Origin of the sequence: Pantoea sp., from assembly GCF_032114055.1 — a bacterium.
GTDB lineage: Bacteria > Pseudomonadota > Gammaproteobacteria > Enterobacterales > Enterobacteriaceae > Pantoea.
This window is the reverse complement of sequence record NZ_DAMCTB010000005.1, coordinates 212,460-235,029: the sequence shown is the minus strand read 5'-3', so window position 1 is coordinate 235,029 and position 22,570 is coordinate 212,460. Positions and strand designations below refer to the sequence as shown.

22 protein-coding genes and 1 tRNA gene are annotated in these 22,570 nt (G+C 58.3%); 14 read left to right on the top strand and 9 right to left on the bottom strand.

Annotated features, from left to right (window positions below; all coding sequences use genetic code 11):
* Positions 1-2: 2 nt before the first annotated feature.
* From RT657_RS11090 to RT657_RS11075, 4 genes are all read right to left on the bottom strand, one after another.
* Positions 3-1,697: a ShlB/FhaC/HecB family hemolysin secretion/activation protein gene (locus tag RT657_RS11090; protein ID WP_313654510.1), complete on the bottom strand. Its 1,695-nt coding sequence runs from the start codon at positions 1,695-1,697 to the stop codon at positions 3-5.
* Between the two features lie 652 nt (positions 1,698-2,349).
* Complete coding sequence (locus RT657_RS11085; RefSeq protein WP_313654509.1) at positions 2,350-2,877, bottom strand: hypothetical protein; 528 nt, start codon at positions 2,875-2,877, stop codon at positions 2,350-2,352.
* 490 nt (positions 2,878-3,367) lie between these two features.
* A tRNA-Arg gene (locus RT657_RS11080) sits at positions 3,368-3,444 on the bottom strand.
* A gap of 94 nt (positions 3,445-3,538) precedes the next feature.
* Positions 3,539-4,042, bottom strand: a complete 504-nt coding sequence (locus tag RT657_RS11075) for a DUF1198 family protein (RefSeq protein WP_313654508.1) — start codon at positions 4,040-4,042, stop codon at positions 3,539-3,541.
* 172 nt (positions 4,043-4,214) lie between these two features.
* Between RT657_RS11075 and folD the strand changes: the two genes are divergently transcribed.
* Positions 4,215-5,081, top strand: coding sequence for a bifunctional methylenetetrahydrofolate dehydrogenase/methenyltetrahydrofolate cyclohydrolase FolD (gene folD / locus RT657_RS11070; RefSeq protein ID WP_313654506.1), 867 nt, complete (start codon positions 4,215-4,217; stop codon positions 5,079-5,081).
* The gene (gene ybcJ / locus RT657_RS11065) at positions 5,082-5,294 is read left to right on the top strand and encodes a ribosome-associated protein YbcJ (RefSeq protein WP_128084145.1); all 213 of its coding nucleotides are present in this window, start codon (positions 5,082-5,084) and stop codon (positions 5,292-5,294) included.
* Between the two features lie 147 nt (positions 5,295-5,441).
* Here ybcJ and cysS read toward each other — a convergent pair whose 3' ends face one another.
* Entirely contained in the window at positions 5,442-6,827 is a 1,386-nt protein-coding gene (cysS, locus tag RT657_RS11060) for a cysteine--tRNA ligase (RefSeq protein ID WP_313654505.1), read from the bottom strand.
* A gap of 212 nt (positions 6,828-7,039) precedes the next feature.
* Between cysS and ppiB the strand changes: the two genes are divergently transcribed.
* The 4 genes from ppiB to purK all read left to right on the top strand — a co-directional run bounded on the left by ppiB (position 7,040) and on the right by purK (position 9,949).
* Positions 7,040-7,534, top strand: coding sequence for a peptidylprolyl isomerase B (ppiB, locus tag RT657_RS11055; protein ID WP_111138987.1), 495 nt, complete (start codon positions 7,040-7,042; stop codon positions 7,532-7,534).
* Positions 7,534-8,250 (top strand): UDP-2,3-diacylglucosamine diphosphatase, encoded by a 717-nt coding sequence (lpxH, locus tag RT657_RS11050; RefSeq protein ID WP_313654504.1) that lies wholly within the window; start codon positions 7,534-7,536, stop codon positions 8,248-8,250. The genes ppiB and lpxH overlap by 1 nt, the downstream gene beginning before the upstream one ends.
* Positions 8,251-8,381: 131 nt before the next feature.
* Complete coding sequence (purE, locus tag RT657_RS11045; protein ID WP_313654503.1) at positions 8,382-8,888, top strand: 5-(carboxyamino)imidazole ribonucleotide mutase; 507 nt, start codon at positions 8,382-8,384, stop codon at positions 8,886-8,888.
* Complete coding sequence (gene purK, locus RT657_RS11040; protein ID WP_313654501.1) at positions 8,885-9,949, top strand: 5-(carboxyamino)imidazole ribonucleotide synthase; 1,065 nt, start codon at positions 8,885-8,887, stop codon at positions 9,947-9,949. The genes purE and purK overlap by 4 nt, the downstream gene beginning before the upstream one ends.
* 371 nt (positions 9,950-10,320) lie before the next feature.
* Here the strand turns inward: purK and ybbP are convergent, their stop codons facing one another.
* Positions 10,321-12,738 (bottom strand): putative ABC transporter permease subunit YbbP, encoded by a 2,418-nt coding sequence (ybbP, locus tag RT657_RS11035; RefSeq protein ID WP_313654499.1) that lies wholly within the window; start codon positions 12,736-12,738, stop codon positions 10,321-10,323.
* Positions 12,735-13,421: a putative ABC transporter ATP-binding protein YbbA gene (gene ybbA / locus RT657_RS11030; protein WP_313654498.1), complete on the bottom strand. Its 687-nt coding sequence runs from the start codon at positions 13,419-13,421 to the stop codon at positions 12,735-12,737. The genes ybbP and ybbA overlap by 4 nt, the downstream gene beginning before the upstream one ends.
* Between ybbA and tesA the strand changes: the two genes are divergently transcribed.
* The 5 genes from tesA (at position 13,389) to RT657_RS11005 (ending at position 17,175) form a co-directional block, all read left to right on the top strand.
* Entirely contained in the window at positions 13,389-14,015 is a 627-nt protein-coding gene (gene tesA, locus RT657_RS11025) for a multifunctional acyl-CoA thioesterase I/protease I/lysophospholipase L1 (RefSeq protein ID WP_313654496.1), read from the top strand. The genes ybbA and tesA overlap by 33 nt on opposite strands.
* A gap of 30 nt (positions 14,016-14,045) precedes the next feature.
* The gene (locus RT657_RS11020) at positions 14,046-14,819 is read left to right on the top strand and encodes an SDR family oxidoreductase (protein WP_313654494.1); all 774 of its coding nucleotides are present in this window, start codon (positions 14,046-14,048) and stop codon (positions 14,817-14,819) included.
* Between the two features lie 79 nt (positions 14,820-14,898).
* Positions 14,899-15,756 (top strand): co-chaperone YbbN, encoded by an 858-nt coding sequence (locus tag RT657_RS11015; protein WP_313654492.1) that lies wholly within the window; start codon positions 14,899-14,901, stop codon positions 15,754-15,756.
* Between the two features lie 58 nt (positions 15,757-15,814).
* On the top strand, positions 15,815-16,729 hold the full coding sequence (locus RT657_RS11010) for an SPFH domain-containing protein (RefSeq protein WP_313654491.1): 915 nt from the start codon (positions 15,815-15,817) through the stop codon (positions 16,727-16,729).
* Positions 16,729-17,175: an NfeD family protein gene (locus tag RT657_RS11005; RefSeq protein ID WP_313654490.1), complete on the top strand. Its 447-nt coding sequence runs from the start codon at positions 16,729-16,731 to the stop codon at positions 17,173-17,175. The genes RT657_RS11010 and RT657_RS11005 overlap by 1 nt, the downstream gene beginning before the upstream one ends.
* Here the strand turns inward: RT657_RS11005 and cueR are convergent.
* Complete coding sequence (gene cueR / locus RT657_RS11000) at positions 17,163-17,567, bottom strand: Cu(I)-responsive transcriptional regulator (protein WP_313654488.1); 405 nt, start codon at positions 17,565-17,567, stop codon at positions 17,163-17,165. The two genes, RT657_RS11005 and cueR, sit on opposite strands and share 13 nt — an antisense overlap.
* 96 nt (positions 17,568-17,663) lie before the next feature.
* On the opposite strand from cueR, the gene copA reads away from it, so the two are divergent.
* The 3 genes from copA to ybaK all read left to right on the top strand — a co-directional run bounded on the left by copA (position 17,664) and on the right by ybaK (position 21,703).
* The gene (gene copA / locus RT657_RS10995) at positions 17,664-20,174 is read left to right on the top strand and encodes a copper-exporting P-type ATPase CopA (RefSeq protein WP_313654649.1); all 2,511 of its coding nucleotides are present in this window, start codon (positions 17,664-17,666) and stop codon (positions 20,172-20,174) included.
* Positions 20,175-20,244: 70 nt separating this feature from the next.
* A complete protein-coding gene (locus RT657_RS10990) occupies positions 20,245-21,048 on the top strand; it encodes a TraB/GumN family protein (RefSeq protein WP_313654487.1) in 804 nt (267 codons plus the stop codon).
* A gap of 175 nt (positions 21,049-21,223) precedes the next feature.
* Positions 21,224-21,703 (top strand): Cys-tRNA(Pro)/Cys-tRNA(Cys) deacylase YbaK, encoded by a 480-nt coding sequence (gene ybaK, locus RT657_RS10985; protein WP_313654486.1) that lies wholly within the window; start codon positions 21,224-21,226, stop codon positions 21,701-21,703.
* Here ybaK and RT657_RS10980 read toward each other — a convergent pair.
* Positions 21,700-22,569 carry a LysR family transcriptional regulator gene (locus RT657_RS10980; RefSeq protein ID WP_313654485.1) on the bottom strand — a complete coding sequence of 290 codons (870 nt, stop codon included), beginning with the start codon at positions 22,567-22,569 and terminating at the stop codon, positions 21,700-21,702. The genes ybaK and RT657_RS10980 overlap by 4 nt on opposite strands.
* Between the last annotated feature and the right edge of the window lies 1 nt (position 22,570).

The following is a 22,570-nucleotide window of genomic DNA, read 5'->3' as shown; positions in this document are numbered from 1 at the left end:
CTTCAGTAGCTCCAGTTAAGGTTGAAGCCAAGCGTGACGTTGCTGGTGCGTAAGCCCTCTGGTTTCGACAGCGGGGTGCCGATAAACAGGTCATAGCCGGTATTGAAAGCCTGTCCGCGCAGCCCGGCGACACCGCCTGCCAGATGTTGCCCCGTCAGCAGTTCACTGCCTGAGCCGCCCACCTCGCCATAGTCCGCGCCAAGGTAGAACTCCTGCGCAGGCAGCGGCGTACGCCAGGCAATGTCATTGCGGACAAACCAGCCACGGCTGGCATTAAGGGTGCGCTCGCCGTCAAAGCCGCGCACGGTCCAGCGGTTACCAATAGAGAATTGTTCCTGTGGCGTGAGCGGCGTGCTGCTCATCTGGCGCAGGTACTGAACGTTGTATCGAAAATCCTGATCGCCGAGGCTGAATGGCAGATTAAACTGCGCGTTAAGCTGAACGATTTTGCTCAGCGCCGTTGCCTCGCCAAAGTACTCTTCGGGCGCGGGCTGCGCACCGAACCAGCGCGTCCCCCGCTGATAGCTGATGCCTGCATCCAGCGTCGCCTGACGGATATAGTGGCGGTGTTGCAGGCCGATACGCCACGCCGCGGTCTGACGATGCTGCACCTGAACTTCGGTGTCATTGATATAGTTATGGGTTTCGCGCGTCAGGACATCATAGGTCAGAGAGGTTTTCTGTGAGCCGTTGCGATGCAGGACACGGCTGAGCTGCAGATCCAGGTTTTTACTTTTACCGCTGTACCGGTAGTCCTGATTAATCCCCGCCACCGTCTGGTGATAGTCATAGTCGCTGCCCGTCGCAGAGAACATCCAGTAACCAAACGGCACGGAGTAGTGGCCGGTAAGGTTTTTGCTGCCTTTACCGCCTCCGCTCTGCAGGTCGTGTGTGGCTGACAGATAAAAGAGGTCGCTCAGCGCAAAAGGATTATCGAGCGACAGCGTCACCCCACCGGAATAACGTCCGGTGCTGCGGGTTCCGGAGTCATCAAGCGAGACACCGACACGCCACATCTTCTTCTGCTTCCAGCGCACCTGAATATCGCTCTCTCCCGGCTGTTCACCAGGCACTATCGACATATCAGCGTCCACGGTAGGAAGCCGCTGCAGGTTTTCCAGCCCCTGCTCGATATCCCGCAAATCCAGCAGGTTACCATCGTGCGCAGGAAAGGCGCTGTAGAGCCAGAGATGGCGATCGCTGTCTGGCGTCAGTTTTGCTTCGCGGACATAGCCGGGCAGGATCACCAGACGCAGCACGCCACTGTTGAGATCCTGTGACGGTGCCAGCACGCGTGTGGTGACATAGCCATGATCCACCAGCCGGTTTTGCAGCGTACTCATCAGCAGATTAATGCCGCGCGCGCCCAGACATTTTCCCTGGGCCTGGCTGGCAATATGGTCAAGCGGCAACCAGTGAGGCAGTGCCTGCTGCCCTTCCAGCATGACGCGGGCGACAGGAAAACAGGGTTTTTCATCAGGAAACCGGATGCGGCCAAAACCCGAAGCGGGCGGTGAAAGCCGCACATCGGGCGCTTTCGGCTCTATTTGTTGCTCCAGCGCCTGCTGGCGCTGTTGCTGCTGCCGGATCTGTTCACCTGCATCAGGCAGCGCGTCTGCTGCAATGGCTTTTGTGGTGATAAAAGCGCCAGCCAGCAGAGAAAAGCAAAGCGGAATTGATGTATTTTTCAAAGCCATAAGACAATCCCTGTCGCGTAAACTAAACGTAAAAATTGTTAATTTGAGTAAATATAGCTGCGTATTATCCATAAAACCGAATTAACAACAATATTCACCTGGCTTTTTCTGCCTGCCAGTTCAGTAAAATTAATCATTAAATCTGTCGTCTGCCGCAGGCAAAAAAGCCGGGCACAAGATGAAAAAAGGCGCAAATACAGAGCCATGATTTAGTAAAGCACCCGTTTAAAGAAAAAGCGGGCGACGGGATAAAAATATTTTGCCCGAGCTGGGGTAGTGAACGTCTGCAGCGTGCGGGTATGGGGGTATGAACGTAACAGAAGCGTGACTGCGGCGTGCCTGTGCACGAAAGACAGGGGTTACTCATAGCCAGAGGGATGAGGGTCGTTTTATGGCCAACCCGCATCTTTACAACAAGTCAGGCTCACCCTCTTGCTATACCAGCCGGCTAAAGCACATCCCCTGCACTGCATTTGCTTCGGGCAGATGTCGGGAAAATCGCTTGCCGCTTGTTCCGGTGCCAGGTAAGACTTATCCGCCTGCGCCCGAAGCAGCCCATCCTGCGGTGAACACTCTGGCAGATTTTCACCCCGACCGATCCGCTGACGACAGACAATAAAAAACCCGCCGGGGCGGGTTTAGGTTAACTGGGTTACTTTATAAAGTGCGACGATTCAAACTGCGCTTTTTGACTCTTAACAAAATCAGCGGTTGCGGACTTCAGGGTTTCCAGCATCTTCGCATTCGCTGGCACATCCACATTTTTTTTCGTCAGCGTCAGCGTAAATGAAGGTTGATATTCAGAGCGATATTTAACTGATGACGTAAATACCAGTGTTGCGGGAACCTTAATGGATAAGTTCTCTGCTGTTATTTTTTTCGCCTCATCCTTCTGATTAAAGTTAACCTGCTTTGCAAGCTCATTCATCTTTTCCTGCAGACGCGCATTCGCTTCCTGAGGCCCTACATTTTCGAATAATACCTGATCCTGATTATCATCACTGAATACCAGTCTGGCTGAAACCAGATCGTCTTCGCTATAGACGTTACCCAGCTTTATGCCGCCATCGACGACCGGCAGCACGTTTTCGTTTTTCAGTGGGATCGCGCCTGAAACAATTGCAGCAGATAAAATTAAAGAGCCGCCAATGACCAGGCTGGCTAACAGATGATGCTTCACAATATTCCCTTATTAATTTGCGTTAATAACCCCACTATATTCGGCAGGCCGCGAGAAAACTTTAACGCTTATTTCTGAAAGAAAATCTCCACTGTCCGGCACTCTTCCTGACAGCATGGATTGCTGAACATTTTATCGCCTGACAGACTATTCTCTGACCGTAATATCCCGGACATATTTAAAATATGTTTGCCTGTTACCTGAACCTTACAGAGAGAACAAAAGATGAAAGCCTGTTATTGTCTCTCTGCAAAAGTTTATTGATATTTAAAGAAATGCGTTACAGGCTGGGTAAAGGGTATTTCCCGGTATCAATTAAATAGCCCTGATTCTCATCAGGCTCGCTTTCAATTACTCCGGAACAGGAAGCTGCGCAAAATTTTCAGGGGGATTATGGCGATAGACGCAGGCTGAATTTGTATGGCTGATGAGGTGCTGACTGAATTTGCCGCATAAAAAAGACACCCGTTGGCGTCTCTTAACAGGAATCTGGCACGCCCTACAGGATTCGAACCTGTGACCTACGGCTTAGAAGGCCGGTGCTCTATCCAGCTGAGCTAAGGGCGCATGAAGATGGCACGGATTATACGTCGGGAAGCGGGTACGTCAACGTTTTTGCCGTTTCGCGGCAGCGAAGTGCTGCGGGATTAACCAATTCGCGTCAATGACGGCTGCGCCATTCGCTGAGCGATACAACCTGACGGGTGGCGGCTGATTCTCCTTCCAGCTCAACCCCTTGCGGTGTGAAACGCGCATTGTACTGTTCGCACAGGGCGTGCAGCGTCTGGCTGTCCGGCTCCAGCTGACGCAGAAAGCCCAGCGCGAGCAGCAGTTGCTGACGGCTGATAAGCGGTGAAAAACCGGCGCGACTCAGAATCCCATGCCAGCGCTGACTGTTTTTCTCGCTGCCGTCCACAATCAGCACCTGCCAGATCAACAGAACCGCCGCACCATTATGCAGATGCGTTTCATTATCGTGGCTGAGATAGTCGGTAAATTCTTTCGCCGCCTCTTTGCCCATCATCGCAGTCATCGACTCCACCTCAACCGGTGGCAGCTGCAGCCGTTTGCTGAGCCGCTGAACGGCGTGACGTGAGCCCGCAGTCAGTAGCTGAAATCCGGCGACAAACACGACCGCCAGCGTAGCAAACATAATCCAGATCATGACATCTTCCCCTGATAGTCCTGCAGATATCATACGCATACAGATAGCTACTAGTCGCGATGAAAAGTCGGAAAGCGCAGACGTGGCTGAAACTGTGACTGACAGCAGCCCACGCTTCTGACAAAATAGCCATCTTCCCCGATTCAACACAACACAGTGGATTTCCTCTCTAATGGCAGCAAAAATTATTGACGGTAAAACGATTGCGCAGCAGGTGCGCGTTGAGGTTGCGGAAAAAGTGAAGCAGCGTCTGGCGGCCGGAAAACGTGCACCAGGCCTGGCTGTCGTTCTGGTAGGTGAAAACCCGGCTTCGCAAATCTACGTGGCCAGCAAACGCCGCGCCTGTGAAGAGGTGGGTTTCCATTCCCGCTCTTATGATCTGCCCGCCTCGACCCGCGAAGCTGAGCTGCTGGATCTGATTGATGCGCTCAATCAGGACGATGAGATCGATGGCATTCTGGTCCAGCTCCCGCTACCCGCTGGTATCGATAACGTCAAAGTGCTGGAGCGCATCACGCCAGACAAAGATGTCGATGGATTCCATCCCTATAACGTCGGCCGTCTGTGTCAGCGAGCGCCGACCCTGCGTCCCTGCACGCCGCGCGGCATTGTCACGCTGCTGGAACGCTATAACATTGACACCTATGGCCTGAACGCTGTGGTGGTCGGGGCGTCTAATATCGTCGGTCGTCCGATGAGTATGGAGCTGCTGCTGGCAGGCTGCACCACCACCGTAACGCACCGCTTTACCAAAGATCTGCGCCATCACGTTGAGCATGCCGATCTGCTGGTGGTGGCGGTCGGTAAACCGGGCTTTATTCCGGGTGACTGGATCAAACCCGGCGCTATCGTCATCGACGTCGGCATTAACCGGCTGGAGAGCGGCAAGGTCGTGGGCGATGTCGATTTCGACAGTGCATCTGAGCGTGCATCCTATATTACCCCGGTGCCGGGCGGCGTTGGCCCGATGACGGTGGCTACCCTGATCCAGAACACGCTGCAGGCGTGTGAAGAGTTTCACGATAAAGAGGTTTTTTAAATGGCAAGTTTTTCACTGGGAAAATTCCCGCATGTCGATCTGTGTGACCTGCTGAAGCTGGAAGGCTGGGTTCAGAGCGGTGCACAGGCTAAGATCGTGATTGCCGAAGGCGAAGTGAAGGTCGATGGTGCGGTCGAAACCCGTAAACGCTGCAAAATCGTGGCTGGCCAGACCGTCGAGTTCTCCGGTTTCCGCACCACTGTCGTTGAGTGATGCGCTGGCGTTCCTGCGGGGACGCCGTTGCAGCACCCGCGTCAGCCCTGCCCGTTTGCGCGGTATCAGCCCGCCAGCACGTTAAGAGAACAGAGGCGACCTGCCCGCTGGTCGTCAAAAAAAGGGCGATGGCTCGCCCTTTCCACTTTATTTCCGACGCCAGCTTGAGCCCTGTGGCCCATCCTCGACAATCACGCCCAGCGCGTTGAGTTTGTCGCGGGCGATATCGGCATCCGCCCAGTTTTTGGCGGCACGCGCATCGGCACGGGCTTTCACCCAATGCTCAATCTCGGCAACCTCTTCATCATTCACCTGCGCCCCACTCTGCAGGAACAGCTCAGGATCCTGCTGCAGGATGCCCAGTACGTTGGCCATCTCGCGCAGCTTCGACGCCAGGGCATCGGCCGAGGCGCCCGCTTCGCTTTTCAGGCGGTTAACCTCACGCGCCATGTCGAACAGCACCGAGTAGGCTTCCGGCGTATTAAAGTCATCATCCATCGCCGCACGGAATCGCGCTTCAAACGCTTCACCACCGCTGGCCGGAACACTGCTGTCGGTGTGACGTAACGCCGTGTAGAGACGCTCCAGCGCCGCACGCGCCTGATTCAGATTATCTTCGCCATAGTTGAGCTGGCTGCGATAGTGACCGGACATCAGGAAGTAACGCACCGTCTCCGCATCATAGTGTTGCAGCACGTCACGCACGGTGAAGAAGTTGCCGAGCGATTTTGACATCTTCTCGCGATCGACCATCACCATGCCGGAGTGCATCCAGTAATTGACGTAAGGGCCATCATGCGCGCAGCTCGACTGGGCGATTTCGTTTTCATGGTGCGGGAACATCAGGTCAGAGCCGCCGCCGTGAATGTCGAAATGGCTCCCCAGCTGTTTGCAGTTCATCGCCGAGCACTCGATGTGCCAGCCCGGACGACCATTGCCCCATGGTGATGGCCAGGCGGGCTCGTCCGCTTTAGACATTTTCCACAGCACGAAATCCATCGGATTCCGCTTCACATCGGCCACTTCGACCCGTGCGCCCGCCTGCAGCTGTTCCAGATCCTGACGTGACAGCGCGCCGTAGTCGGTATCACTGAGGACATCAAACATGACGTCGCCATTTTCCGCGACGTAAGCGTGCCCGCGTGCGATCAGCGTTTCCACCAGCGCAATAATCTCCGCGATATGGCGGGTTGCGCGTGGCTCCTCATCGGGTGGCAGAATCCCCAGCGCAGCAAAATCGTTATGCATTTCGCCGATCATACGATTAGTCAGAGTTTCGATGCTTTCGCCATTTTCATTAGCACGTTTGATGATCTTGTCATCGATGTCCGTAATATTACGCACATAGTTCAGCTCATAACCGAGGTAGCGCAGATAGCGCGACACTACATCAAACGCCACGAACGTCCGCCCATGACCAATGTGACAGAGGTCATACACCGTGATGCCGCAAACATACATCCCGATTTTACCGGCATGAATGGGTCTGAATTCCTCTTTCTGTCGACTCAGGGTGTTATAAATCTTAAGCATTGAACGGTTCCGTTTTCGCGTGTGGTTGATACTTTTAACTAGCCAGACATTGTGCCGTATTTTTATCGCTCGCGCGACGCAAAGCAAGCCAACTGCGCCGCGCTGCTGACGCGTCATCGGAAATTATGATATAAGAACCGTCGACTAAAAGGGGTACGCCAATTAACAGAGCGACCTCAGCTACTGATCACAACCTTTACAGGACAACAAAAATGGTAACTTTCCAGACGAACCATGGCGATATCGTAATCAAAACTTTCGATGATAAAGCGCCGGCCACCGTACAGAACTTCCTGGATTACTGCCGTGAAGGTTTTTACGACAACACCATTTTCCACCGTGTCATCAACGGCTTTATGATCCAGGGCGGCGGTTTCGAACCGGGCATGAAGCAGAAAGAAACCAAAGCTGAAATCAAAAACGAAGCGAACAACGGTCTGAAAAACACCAAAGGTACGCTGGCTATGGCACGTACCTCTGCGCCGCACTCTGCGACCGCACAGTTCTTCATCAACGTGGCTGACAACGACTTCCTGAACTTCCGTGATGAAAGCGTTCAGGGCTGGGGCTACTGCGTGTTTGCTGAAGTGGTTGAAGGCATGGATGTGGTTGAGAAGATTAAAGCGGTTTCAACCGGCCGCAGCGGCATGCATCAGGATGTGCCAAAGGATGACGTTGTTATCCAGAAAGTGACCGTCAGCGAGTAATGTCGCGCACCCTGTTTATCGCAGATCTCCATCTGTGTCAGGAAGAACCGGCGATTACCGCCGGTTTTCTGCATTTTTTAGCGCGCGAAGCGCCCCACTGTGACGCGCTCTATATTCTTGGCGATCTGTTTGAAGCCTGGATAGGCGATGACGATCCCAATCCGCTGCATCAGCAGGTTGCCGATGCCCTGCGCGCCCTGCCGGTGCCGGTTTATTTTATCCATGGCAATCGCGATTTCCTGCTGGGTCGCCGCTTTGCATGCGCCAGCAACATGACGCTGCTGCCGGAAGAGCAGGTGTTAACGCTCTATGGTCAGCGCGTGCTGATCATGCACGGTGATACGCTCTGCACAGACGATGCGGGTTATCTGCGCTTTCGCGCCAAAGTGCACAAGCCCTGGATCCAGCGGCTCTTTCTGGCGCTGCCACTGCGGATCCGCAAGCGGATTGCTGCGCGGATGCGGGCCGACAGTAAGCAGGCCAACCAGCACAAATCACAGAGCATTATGGATGTGAACCCGGATGCGGTCATTTCTGCCCTGCTGCGCCAGCAGGTAGCGTTGTTAATTCACGGCCACACGCACCGCCCGGCGATTCATACGCTGGAAGTGCAGGGAGAAACGGCACAGCGTGCCGTACTGGGTGCCTGGCATGAGCGGGGTTCCATGATTCAGCTCGACGCCAGCGGCATTCAGCTCATCGAATTTGACTTCTGATCTGCCGTTAAACCGACGGCATTAAGCGCGACGCAACCGTTTTCCTTCCGCCGCTGTCATGTTATTCTCTGTGCCCTTCAAAACCTGTCCGCCCGGCCAGGTCTGTTTGTTCATCCACAGGAGTTGACCGCATGTCATCCAACGCCCCGGCTCGCATCGCCATTGTTATGGGTTCCAGAAGTGACTGGGCCACCATGCAGTTCGCCGCTGACATTCTTACCAGCCTGGACGTCCCTTTTCATGTTGAAGTGGTCTCTGCACACCGTACCCCGGATAAACTGTTCAGCTTCGCCGAAACCGCAGCGGACAACGGCTTTCAGGTAATTATTGCGGGCGCGGGTGGCGCAGCTCATCTGCCGGGAATGCTGGCAGCCAAGACCCTGGTGCCGGTGCTGGGTGTACCGGTGCAGAGCGCAGCGCTGAGCGGCGTGGATAGCCTCTACTCGATCGTGCAGATGCCGCGGGGTATTCCGGTCGGCACGCTGGCAATCGGTAAAGCCGGGGCCGCCAATGCCGCCCTGCTGGCGGCGCAGATTCTGGCGCTGCATGACAGTGCGCTGGCGTCACGTCTCGAGACCTGGCGTCAGAGCCAGACCGATGAGGTGCTTAACCATCCCGATCCACGGGAGGAGGCATGAAGCCGGTTTGTGTACTGGGCAACGGTCAGTTAGGCCGTATGCTGCGCCAGGCGGGGGAACCCCTGGGGATTGCCGTTCATCCGGTGGGTCTAGACGCCGATCCTGCGGCCCTGCCGATCGCCGACAGCGTGATCACAGCGGAAATCGAACGCTGGCCGGAGACCGCGCTGACGCGTGAACTGGCCCGCCATCCGGCCTTTGTTAACCGCGATATTTTTCCGCGTCTGGCCGATCGCCTGACGCAGAAGCAGCTGCTGGACGAGCTTGGCCTGGCCACCGCGCCCTGGCAGTTGCTGGCGGATAAAAGCGAATGGCCCGCGGTGTTTGCCACACTGGGCGAGCTGGCGATTGTAAAAAGCCGCACTGGCGGTTACGACGGACGCGGTCAGTGGCGTCTGCGCGCCGCGGATACGCACCAGTTGCCGGATGCCTGTTACGGCGAATGCATCGTTGAACAGGGCATCAACTTTTCCGGTGAAGTCTCGCTGGTAGGCGCACGCGGTCACGATGGCAATGTCGTGTTCTATCCGCTGACGCACAACCTGCATCAGGAGGGCATTCTGCGCACCAGCGTCGCCCTGCCCCAGGTGGATCGGGCTCAGCAGCAGCAGGCCGAAGCGATGCTGAGTGCGATTATGCAGGCGCTGAACTATGTTGGCGTGATGGCGATGGAGTGCTTTGTCACGCCTGACGGCCTGCTGATCAATGAGCTGGCGCCACGTGTCCATAACAGCGGCCACTGGACGCAGAACGGCGCTTCAATCAGCCAGTTTGAGTTGCATCTGCGCGCCATTCTCAGCCTGCCGCTGCCGCAGCCGGTAGTCTTTGCGCCGTCGGCGATGGTCAACCTGATTGGCACCGATGTGAATCTCAGCTGGCTGCAGCAGCCGCTGGTGCATCTGCACTGGTATGACAAAGAGGTGCGTCCGGGCCGTAAGGTAGGCCATCTCAATCTGACCGACAGCGACACAGAGCGGCTTAAGGCGGCGCTGCAGGCGCTGGTGCCGCAACTGCCCGCAGAGTATGCCAGCGGAATCGCATGGGCGGTTGAGAGGCTGTAATCTCCCGCACTTAAGCCTGATGATGGCTTAAGGGCAGCAAAAAAGCACAGCGCGATGGAGCCGTTACCTGTCAGTCACAGGAAGACGCGGGTAACGGTAAACCCTCGCAAAAACGGCCTCCCTGCCAGCCCGGCAGGGATGATTGCGCATCTCATCCCTGAGGTGCGCCCGCGAAGGGCCAGCACGTTGCGTTGTTCAAAAACGCGCCCGGCGTTTTGCATCGTTCAGAAACGCGCCCGGCGTTTTACCCCTGGTGCGTGACGCCCTGCTCTCTGTTTCCCGTTATCCGCTTGCGGATAACGGGTGCGTTCCGGAGGACGACCGGATGCTGGCTACATGCAGTCCGGATGAGGCTTAAATCCGGCTATCCCTTACGCCGCATCGAACTTCCTGAACAGTGCCTTCCCTTTCAGTAACCGGATTCCCAGCCAGCCACCACAGAGTGACAACAGCAGTGCGCCACACAACGGCAGCGCCAGCCAGAGCGTCCAGTCAGGCTGCCAGGGGAAATCAAAGATTCGGGTCTGCAATCCCCACAGCGCCGCCTCTGCCCCCATCGCCGCCGCCACACCGGAAACCACACCGAGCAGGGCAAATTCACACCACAGCGTTGTGCGCAGCAGGCGCTTACCGGCCCCCAGCGTGCGGCAGACAACCAGCTCCTGCCGGCGCTGACGCATCCCGACCTGAACCTGCGCCAGCAGCAGCAGCAGACCGCAGGCGGTGACCAGCACCACCATGATCTCCAGCGCCTGACTGACCTGCGTCAGTACCTGCCCGATCTGCCGCATAATACTGCCGATGTCCAGCAGACTTAGCGTCGGAAAGGCGCGATTCAGTTGGGCCAGTAGCGCAGGATCGGCCGCCATGCGGAAGCTGGTAAGCCAGGTCTGCGGCTGGCTGTCCAGCGCCCCCGGCGGGAAAATAAAGAAGAAGTTCGGCTTCAGGCTCTCCCAGTCCACTTTACGCAGGCTGGAGATGCGGGCGCTGAAAGTCTGCGTATCACCTTCAAACGTCAGCGTATCACCGAGCTTCACGCCCAGACGCTCTGCCAGTTCCACCTCCATTGACACTTCTCCTGCACCTGGCGGCCAGTGACCCGCCACCAGCGGATTGTGATCCGGACGCCTGGCCAGTGCGGTCAGGTTAAGTTCGCGATTCAGGGCATTATCCCGCGTAGGATCGGCCGGTTTACCGTTAAGCTCACTGAGCCGTACCCGGGCAATCGGGTAGAAGGTTTCGGGCTTAATCTGGTGCGCCTGCAGGAAATCCCGCACCTGCGGCACCTGATCTGCAGTGATGTTCAGCAGGAAGAAGTTCGGACTGTCGGCCGGTAACTGCTGCTGCCAGCGATCCAGCAGATCGCCCCGCATCACCAGCAGCAGGGCCAGCAGCATAAACGAGAGCGAAAAGGCCGCGAGCTGGCTCAGCGTCATGCCGGGCTGGCGCAGCAACCGGTTGATTGCCAGCCTCAGGGCCAGCCTGCGCACCACCAGCCGTCGCAGTAACAGCAACGCGCCCCAGCCAGTGATGGCCAGTAAGCCCGCCAGCACCACCACACCCGCCAGCAGCGCCCAGAGCATCTTACTGCCACCCACCAGCAGGGCTAACAGCGCGATGACAACCGCGGCCATCACCGGCATATAAAACTTCAGCGGCCAGAGGCGGGCAACCGCATCACGCCGCAGCACCCGCAACGGCTGTGTCGCCAGCAGCAGGCGATAAGGGCGCAGTCCCACCAGCAGTGAAATCACAAACAGCGAGCCCAGGGCCCAGACCCACGGCCAGAGGCTGGCCGCCGGTAAGCTGGCGGGCAGTACCGGTTTCAGCATCGTCATCAGGACTGCCTCCACGCCCTGTCCGACCAGGCCGCCGGCTATCGCCGCCAGCAGCAGCACCGCCAGCCACTGACCGATGATCAGTCGCTGCAGCGCGCCGTGCGTCGCGCCCAGCGTTTTCAGTACCGCCACCAGATCGTAGCGGCTACGGCAGTAGTGACTCATGGCGACCGCCACGGCCGCAATCGCCAGCATCAGCGTCAGCAAAGCCGACAGCAGCAGGAACTGCTGCGCACGCTGCATCGAACGCCCCAGCGCATCCTCTGAGTTCTCTGTGCTGATCCAGCGCTGATCTGCCCTGATCTGCGGTTCAATCCAGCGATCATAGCGGGCCAGCTGATCGGGTTCGCCGGCAAATTTGTAGCGCCAGGTGAGTCGACTGCCCGGCTGAATCGCCCCGGTTTTTGCGGCATCGACCTGGTTGATCAGCAGACGCGGCGCCATCTCAAAGGGGTTAAAGCCGCCATCCGGCTCCTGGATCACCTCGCCGCTGATGCGCAGTTGGGTGTCTCCGACCTCCAGCATATCGCCCACTTTCAGATTCAGCAGCGCCATCAGCCGGGGTGCAGCCAGGGCGGTCCCCGCCTGCGGCCTCAGACCCGGCGGCTGAGTCTGCAGCGTGCCAAACATCGGGTAAGCGTCATCCACCGCCTTGACGGAGGCGAGCTGCGGCGACTGACCGGCAAAGGTCATGGTCATAAAAGTCAGCTGACGACTCACCGTCAGGCCGGTTTCGCGCGCTTTCGCCAGCCAGGCTTCCGGCGCAGCCGCACTACTGCGCAGCGTGCGGTCGCCCGCCATAAAATCACGGCTTTGCTGATTCAGTCCCTTTTCCATGCGATCGCTGATCGACCCCAGCGCCAGGATGCAGGCGACCGCCAGCGTCAGGGCCAGCCAGACAATCAGCAACGAAGGCGACCGCCACTCCCGCCAGAACCAGCGCCAGATCATTGCTCCTCCCACAGTTTGCCATCACGCAGCCGCAGGCGACGGTCGCAGCGCGCCGCCAGTTGCTCATCGTGCGTTACCAGAATCAGGGTCGTGGCGAAGTCGCGGTTCAGGGAAAACAGCAGATCGGCAATGCGGTCACCGGTTTTGCGATCGAGATTGCCGGTCGGTTCATCAGCAAACAGCAGGCCCGGACGGCCACTGAAGGCGCGGGCCAGTGCGACCCGCTGCTGCTCGCCTCCTGAAAGCTGCGCGGGCAGATGGTGCAGACGTTCACCCAGTCCGAGCAGCGTCAGCAGCTCGCGCGCCTGTTCCCGGCTCTGACGATCGCTGTCACCCCGCAGCAGTGCAGGCAGCTGCACGTTCTCCTGCGCATTCAGGGTGGGCACCAGCATAAAAGACTGAAATACAAAACCGACCTGTTTAGCACGCAGGGCCGCGCGCTGCTCTTCATTCATCCGATGCAGCGGCTGCCCCAGCAGATGAACTTCACCGCTGCTGCCGTCGTCCAGACCCGCCAGGATGCCCAGCAGAGTAGACTTGCCGGAACCGGACTCGCCAATCAGTGCAATGGTCTCGGCTGGTTTGACAACCAACTCAACTCCGGTAAGGATGGTTAACTGATGCTCTCCCTGACCGACGGACTTAGTAAGATGATGAACTTCAACAATGTTTTCCGCTGGCATTATCCTTTCCTGTTATTGATTCTTCTGCTGGTGTCGCGTCTCGCGGCTGCCGATACGCTGATGGTGCTGGGTGACAGCCTGAGCGCAGGCTATCGCATGTCTGCCACGGCGGCCTGGCCCAGCCTGCTGGATAAACAGTGGCAACAGAAACCGAAAGTCATCAACGCCAGCATCAGCGGTGATACGGCCGCACAGGGGCTGGCGCGTCTGCCCGCCCTATTAAAACAGCATCAGCCCCAGTGGGTGTTAATCGAACTGGGCGGTAATGATGGTCTGCGCGGCTTTCCGCCCGATACCATTGCGCAGACGCTGAGCAAGGCTATCGACGATATCAAAGCCGCCGATGCCAAACCGCTGCTGATGCAGATCCGTCTGCCCGCTAACTATGGCCGCCGCTACACCGAGGCGTTCAGCCGTATCTATTCCGGCTTAGCGCAGCAGCACAACATTCCTCTGGTCCCCTTCTTTATGGAGCAGGTCTACCTGAAACCCGAGTGGATGCAGCAGGATGGCATTCATCCCAATCCCGATGCCCAGCCGTTTATCGCCGGGTTGATGGCAAAAGAATTGGCTCCCTTAGTTAAGCAGCCATAGTGCGCCTGGATGCGCAAAAAGGGTAAAGAAATGCAAAAAACCATTCTCATTACAGGTTGTTCCAGCGGAATTGGCCTGGTTGCCGCGCAGGATTTGCTGACGCGGGGGTATCGGGTCATCGCCGCCTGCCGCAAAGCGGACGATGTCCAGCGCATGAACACGCTGGGCTTTACGGGCTTACAGCTGGATCTGGACGATCCGCAGAGCGTGGATCAGGCGGCAGATACCGTGCTTGCGCTCTGCGACAACCGTCTGGCGGCGCTATTTAACAACGCCGGGTTTGGCCTTTATGGCCCGCTGCGGACACTTTCACGCCAGCAGCTTGAACAGCAGTTTTCCAGCAACTTCTTTGGCGTACATCAGCTGACCCTGCGGCTTTTACCGGCCCTGCAGGCCAGTGGCGATGGCCGCATTATTAACACCAGTTCCGTGCTGGGCCTGATTTCGACGCCGGGTCGGGGCGCCTATGCCGCCAGTAAGTATGCGCTGGAGGCCTGGAGCGATGCGCTACGGCTTGAGGTACGCAGCAGCGGGATTCGGGTCAGCCTGATTGAGCCCGGCCCGATCCAGACCCGCTTTACCGACAACGTGACCCAGGGTGAACAGCATAATCCGGTGCGCAATCCCGGCATCGCGGCGCGCTTTACCCTGCCACCAGAGGCTATTCTGCCTAAACTGCGTCACGCACTCGAGAGTCATCATCCGCGTTTACGCTATCCGGTGACCGTGGTCGCACACGTCATGAGCCTGCTGAAGAGGTTACTGCCGGGCTGGATGCTGGATCGCATTTTGCGCAACCACTGATTCACCAGGTGTAATTGCGCTTGAAGCCGGGCCAGTTGGCCCCATATCCTTAGAACACTTTTTGCAAAGAGACTTATTCATGTCACCACATGCTTCGATCGTCGACATCAACGAATCTAACCTGCAGCAGACCCTTGAGCAGTCGATGCAGCTGCCGGTGCTGTTCTACTTCTGGTCTGAGCGCAGCCAGCACTGTCTGGAACTGACGCCGGTGCTGGAGCGCCTGGCGCAGGAGTACGCGGGACAGTTTATTCTTGCAAAACTGGATTGTGACAAAGAGCAGCGGGTGGCAGCACAGTTTGGTCTGCGTTCCATTCCGACCGTCTATCTGTTCCAGGATGGCCAGCCGGTTGATGGCTTCCAGGGGCCGCAGCCGGAAGAGGCGATCCGCGCCCTGCTGGAAAAAGTCCTGCCGCGTGAAGAAGAGCTGAAGGCACAGCAGGCGATGCTGCTGATGCAGGATGGTAAACCGCTGGAGGCACTGCCGCTGCTGAAAGAGGCGTGGCAGCTGAGCAATCAGTCCAGCGAGATTGGTTTCCTGCTGGCTGAGGTGCTGATTACGCTGAGCCGCAGCGATGAAGCGGAAGCGGTACTGAAGGTGGTCCCGCTTCAGGATCAGGATACCCGCTATCAGAGCCTGATGGCGCAGATCGACCTGCTGAAGCAGGCCGCGGACACGCCAGAGATTCAGCAGCTGCAATCGGAACTGGAGGCCGACCCGACTAACGCCGGGCTGGCTGCTAAACTCTCGTTACAGCTGCATCAGGTTGGCCGGAACGAAGAGGCCCTGGAGCTGCTGTTTAGCTTCCTGAAATCCGATCTCAATGCCGCTGATGGCCAGGCGCGTAAAATGCTGCAGGAGATTCTGGCGGCGCTGGGAACCGGCGATGCACTGGCCGCCCGTTATCGTCGTCAGCTCTACTCCCTGCTCTACTAACCGGCATCACCACGGGCCGAAGCGACTCGGCCCGTCACTCTGACAATGTGGAGGTTATATGATCACCGTAATTCCTGCCCTGATTATTCTGGCGCTGGTGGCTGTCTGGGCGACCGTTAAAATTGTGCCGCAGGGCTTTCAGTGGACGGTTGAGCGTTTTGGCCGTTACACCCGTACTCTGTCGCCAGGGTTAAGCCTGGTGATCCCGTTCATGGATCGTGTCGGTCGTAAGATCAATATGATGGAACAGGTACTGGATATCCCCTCTCAGGAGATCATCTCCAAAGATAATGCCAATGTAACCATCGATGCGGTCTGCTTTATTCAGGTCGTTGACCCGGCGCGCGCCGCCTATGAGGTCAGCAACCTTGAACAGGCGATTCTGAATCTCACCATGACCAATATGCGCACCGTGCTGGGCAGCATGGAGCTGGATGAAATGCTCTCTCAGCGCGACAGCATCAATACCCGTCTGCTGCATATCGTGGATGAGGCGACCAACCCCTGGGGCGTCAAGATCACCCGTATCGAGATCCGCGACGTACGTCCGCCGCAGGAGCTGGTAGGGGCAATGAATGCGCAGATGAAAGCGGAGCGAACCAAGCGCGCCGATATTCTGACGGCCGAAGGGGTACGCCAGGCGGCGATCCTGCGGGCAGAAGGAGATAAGCAATCGCAAATCCTCAAGGCCGAAGGTGAACGAACCTCGGCGTTCCTGCAGGCAGAAGCGCGTGAGCGTCAGGCGGAGGCGGAAGCGAATGCAACCAAAATGGTTTCGGAAGCGATCGCCGCGGGTGATATTCAGGCCATCAACTATTTCGTGGCGCAGAAATACACCGATGCGCTGCAGAAGATCGGTGAGGCCAACAACAGCAAAGTGGTGATGATGCCGCTGGAGGCAAGCAGTCTGCTCGGTTCGATTGCGGGCATTGGTGAACTGCTTAAAGAATCGCGCACTGAGACGACACGCTGATGCTGGCCGGGATTGTTGCGCATCCACACTGGTTCTGGCTGACGCTGGGGGGATTACTGCTGGCAGCGGAGATGCTGGGCACTAGCGGTTACCTTCTGTGGAGCGGGCTGGCCGCACTCATCGTCGGCATCATTGAGTGGGTTGTACCGCTAAGCTGGACAACTCAGGGCTTGTTGTTTGCCGTGCTGACGCTGCTCTGCGTTTTCCTGTGGTATCGCTGGATGCGCCAGCGTGAAACGCATCAGCCGCCTGCGGCCCTGAACGCACGTGGCAGGCAGATGATCGGCCTGCAGCTGACGCTGGAGCACGCACTGCAAAACCGCACCGGCCATGTGCGCATCGGGGACAGCAGCTGGCGGGTGGAGGCAGATCAGGATTTGCCAGCGGGCACACCGGTCGTGGTGGTGGGCATAGAGGGGATCACCCTGCGTATTCAGCCACGCTGATGGCCGCAACCGGCCAGATTTTTGATGATGGGACACTCGGCTCCCTCATCGCCCGGACAGGCTTCTGCCAGCGCCAGCAGTCGCGCCCGCATCGCATGAAGCTCTTCGATATGCGCCGCGATTTCGTCCGCTTTCTGCAGCGTCCGGGCTTTGACATCCGCGCTGTGGCGCGACGGATTATTAAACAGCGCCACCAGCTCGCGGCACTCATCCAGCGTGAAGCCGACCTGCCGCGCCTGCCGCAGCAGGTTCAGCTCATCGAGATGATGTGCATTGTAGCTACGGTAGCCATTTTCACTGCGTAACGGCGGGGTGACGACCCCCTTCTCTTCGTAAAAACGGATCGCCTTGCTGGTCAGTCCGGTCTTCTTCGCCACATCGCTGATGTTCATTCGGGTCCCCTTGACCTTCCCCTTGATGGAAGGTTTATGCTTAAGCATGAATCGAAACTGGCCTGCGGGTCAAATCTGTTAACCAGGGAGTTGATGATGTCACATACCCTTTCACTGTCACTTGATGGCCTCTCCTGTGGACACTGCGTCAAACGTGTCAAAGAGGCACTGGAACAGCGCGACGATGTTGATCACGCCGATGTCACTCAGCAGGAGGCGCATGTCTCCGGTCGGGCGGACGCCGCTGCGCTGATCGCAACTATCGAACAGGCGGGTTATCACGCCACGCTGAAACCGGCGGCTTCCCCAAAGCCTGAACCGTTGACAGCATCGGAGCCGCCGCCGGAGGCGCTGACAACGGAGTCCGCTTCTTATCCGGCAGAACACACAGAGTCCACTCGCATGCTGCTGATTGAGGGCATGAGCTGCGCCAGCTGCGTCAGTCGGGTAGAGAAGGCGCTGCAGCAGGTCCCGGGGGTCAGCCAGGCGCGGGTCAATCTTGGCGAACGCAGTGCGCTGGTGCTGGGGGATGCTGACCCGCAGCAGCTGGTGGCCGCCGTCGATGCCGCGGGCTATGGTGCAGAGGTCGTGGACAACGAACAGGAGCGCCGTGAAAAGCAGCAGCACAGCGCCCGCAGCGCGATGCGCCGGTTTAGCTGGCAGGCTGGGGTCGCATTGGCGTTCGGCGTGCCGCTGATGATCTGGGGCATGGTGGGCGACAACATGATGCTCACTGAAGATAACCAGGGCCTCTGGCGCGTGCTGAGCGCGCTGACCCTGCTGATCATGGTGCTTACCGGCAGCCATTTCTATCGCAGCGCCTGGCGCAGTCTGCGCAATGGCAGCGCCACCATGGATACGCTGGTGGCGCTCGGTACAGGCGCCGCCTGGATCTACTCATTCAGCGTGGTGCTGTGGCCTGGCTTTTTCCCGCTTCAGGCACGCCATCTCTACTTTGAAGCCAGTGTGATGATTCTGGGTCTGATCAATCTGGGGCACGCCCTTGAGCAGCGCGCACGTCAGCGATCGTCTGAGGCGCTGGAGCGGCTGCTGGATCTGACGCCTGCTCAGGCACGCCTGGTGGATCCTGAAGGTGACCGGCTGATCCCGGTCAGCGCGGTCGAATCCGGCATGACGCTGCGCCTGGTCACCGGCGACCGGGTACCGGTCGATGGCGAAATCAGCGCCGGTGAAGCCTGGCTTGATGAAGCGATGCTGACCGGCGAAGCGGTGCCCCAGACCAAAAGCGCAGGAGCGCAGGTTTTTGCTGGCACCCTGGTGCAGGATGGGTCAGTCACCTTTATTGCCCGGGCCACCGGCAATGACACGACCCTTTCGCGAATTATCCGGCTGGTGCGACAGGCGCAAAGCAGTAAACCGGATGTCGGGCGTCTGGCTGACCGCATCTCCGCCATTTTCGTTCCCGTTGTGGTGCTGATCGCCCTGCTGAGCGGTGCGATCTGGTATCTGTTCGGGCCACAGCCGCAGATCGCCTACACGCTGGTGATTGCCACAACCGTACTGATTATCGCCTGCCCCTGCGCCCTGGGCCTGGCGACCCCCATGTCGATTATTGCCGGTGTGGGCCGCGCGGCCGAGCTGGGCGTGCTGGTACGCGATGCAGACGCCCTGCAACGCGCCAGTGAAATCGACACCCTGGTCTTTGATAAAACCGGCACGCTGACCGCGGGCACACCGCAGGTCAGTGACGTGCTGACCTGGGACGGGGCCAGCCGCGAAGCCGTGCTGGAGATGGCCGCGGCGCTGGAGCTGACCTCGGGTCATCCGCTGGCGAAAGCCATTGTGGATGAAGCGAAACTGACCCGCACTCCTGAATTAACGCAATTTCGTACAATACGCGGCAAAGGGGTCAGCGGTACGCTCGATGGCAGAACGCTGCTGCTGGGCAACGCTGCCCTGTTGCAGGAGAATGGCGTGGATTGCCGGGCGGCAGACGCAGAGATAGCGCGCCTGACGCAACAGGGTGCCACACCGGTCTTACTGGCCGTGCAGGGTCAGCTCACTGGCCTGATTGCGTTGCGCGATGCGCTGCGACCGGAGAGCGTTGCGGCGCTGAAACGCCTGCATCAGCAGGGTCATCGACTGATGATGCTGACCGGCGATCATGAGAAGACCGCGCGTGCCATTGCTGACGAAGCCGGAATCGATGAGGTGATTTCGGGGGTACTGCCGGAAGGCAAAGCCGAGGCTATCGCACAGTTACAGCAGCAGGGACGTCGCGTTGCAATGGTAGGCGACGGCATTAACGATGCACCTGCGCTGGCGCAGGCCGATGTAGGCATTGCGATGGGCGGCGGCAGTGATGTGGCGATTGAAACGGCGGGCATTACGCTGATGCGCGCCGATCTCAACGGCGTAGCGGATGCGTTAGCGCTCTCTTCAGCCACGCTGCGCAATATCCGGCAGAATCTGTTTGGCGCATTTATTTATAACAGCATCGGCATTCCGGTCGCGGCCGGTGTGCTTTATCCGCTGACCGGCACCCTGCTCAGCCCGATTGTGGCAGGAGCGGCGATGGCGCTCTCCTCTATCACTGTGGTCAGCAATGCCAACCGGCTGCTGCGCTACCGGCCGCCACGCCCGTAATCCCGTTTCAGCGCTGTTTTTCACGCGCTGAAGTCGCTAGCATGGGGTTTTGAATCGCTAAGGAACGGGAATGTCAGGCAACATTTGGCGCTCACTGCGCAGCTTTATCAGCCCGCTTTTTCCCGCGAGTTATCGCTGGCCTGCGATGGATGTCCGGCTGGGTGACCGTTATCTGCACCTGGTCGGCAGCATCCACATGGGCACGCGCGATATGCAGCCGCTGCCCGCCCGCCTGCTGCGTCAGCTACAGCAGGCAGATGCGCTGATTGTGGAAGCCGATATTACTCAGGGCGGCTCACCCTTTGATCATCGCGGCGATCGTCCGGCCCTCTCCACCCGCCTGGAGAGTCACGCAATGGATACCCTGATCGCGCTGTGTCAGGAGATGAACCTCAGCCTGAGCCTGTTTGACCATCTGCCAGCCTGGCAGGTTGCGCTGATGCTGCAGGCTCAGCAGGCTCAGATGCTGGGATTGCGCCCGGATTACGGCATTGATTATCAGCTTTTGCAAGTGGCTAAGGGGCTGAACAAGCCGGTAATTGAACTGGAAGGGGCCGATGCACAGATCGCCCTGCTGACCGCACTGCCGGATGATGGCATGGCACTGTTGCAGGATACGCTGCAGCATTGGCATACCAACGCACGACTGCTGCAGATGATGGTGAGCTGGTGGATGGATACGCCGCCACGCCAGCCTGACATCACCCTGCCGGTCACCTTCAGCCAGGCCCTGAATGAGACGTTGATCGGACAGCGTAATGCGCAGTGGTGTCACCGGCTACAGGCGCTGGCGGCGGGAAACTATGTGGTAGCGGTCGGTGCCCTGCACCTTTATGGCCAGGATAATCTGCCAGAGATGCTGAAGCGGCCCTGAAAAAAAGAGAGCCGATAATATTATTGGCCCATCAAAGAGGAAGTTGTTTATGATTCTGGTTATCGCTCAGCAATCGGATTGCTGGCGCGCGGCCAATTTTCACTCAAAGCACAAACTTTCGCCATCTTTTTCCCCTGCTTATGCGTAATAAGATTTTTCTGAGTAAGGAACCTGTATGACGCCCGCCGTAAAATTGCTGGAAAAACAGAAGGTCAGCTTCACGCTTCACCCTTATGAGCATGACAGCAGCGAAACCCACTTTGGTGATGAAGCGGTCCGGAAACTGAATCTGGACGCGCGCCAGGTATTTAAAACGCTGCTGGTGGCGCTGAATGGTGAGGCGAAACAGCTGGCCGTCGCGGTGACGCCAGTGCCGACACAACTGGATCTGAAAAAGGTGGCCAAAGCATTAGGTGCAAAAAAAGCTGAGATGGCCGATCCGCAGCTGGCACAGCGGGTGACAGGCTATCTGGTGGGCGGAATCAGTCCGCTCGGTCAGAAAAAACGGCTGCCCACAGTTATCGACCATTCCGCCCGCGACTTCGACGCCATGTTTATCTCTGGCGGCAAACGCGGGCTGGATATTGAACTGGCGCCTGACGATCTGGCTAGCCTGCTGGATGCCCCGTTTGCTGATATCGCCCGCCACGACTAAACCCGGGGCTGAGCGCAGAGCTGATCGATCATCCAGCGCCCTGCCGGGCCGGGTGGCGTGCGTCGTGACCAGACGACCTCCACCGCGATATGCTGCGGCCAGCCCGGCATCGACAGCTCCTTCAGGACGCCATGCCCGAACTGTTTCACCAGCCAGCGTGGCAGAATCGTCCAGCCAAATCCCTGCTCCGCCATCTCCAGCAGCAGCAGATAGGTCGGCGCTGACCAGATACGTCCCGTCGGTACGGGTTCAGCGGCCTCCACCCAGGTGTTTAACCGCAGATGCCGCACCTCTTCCAGCTCGCTTTCGCTGAGGGCGCTATGCCGGGCCAGCGGATGATCGCGATGTAAAAAGACCGCCATCTGCGCCTCAACCTGCAGGCGTGCCACCGCGATATCCACCGGCAGAACAGGCTGCGCGCGCACCACGCCCAGATGGACCCGCCCGGCCTGCAGCAGATCCAGCACATCACCATCCTCAGCAATCATGACCTCCAGCTCAATCTCCGGATAGCGGGCATCAAACTGCCTGAGCAGCTGTTCGTGGTGATCGGTTTGCCAGAAGTCAGACATGGCAAAACTGAGGCGCGGCTCGACGCCCTGCGACAGCCGTATGGCCAGGGCATCAAGCCGCTCGCTCGCCGACAGGATCTGCTGGATCTGTGGGATGACGCGACGCCCCTGCTCGGTGAGCATCGGCTGACGCCCTGCGCGGTCAAACAGCGCAAAGCCGAGATCGTCTTCCAGACTGGCGACCGCCGCGCTGATGGTGGACTGACTTTTACTCAGCGCACGTGCCGCTGCTGAGAAAGAGCCGCTCGCCACGGTCTGCATAAAGGCCTCAAGGGATTCTGGGGAGTAACGCATT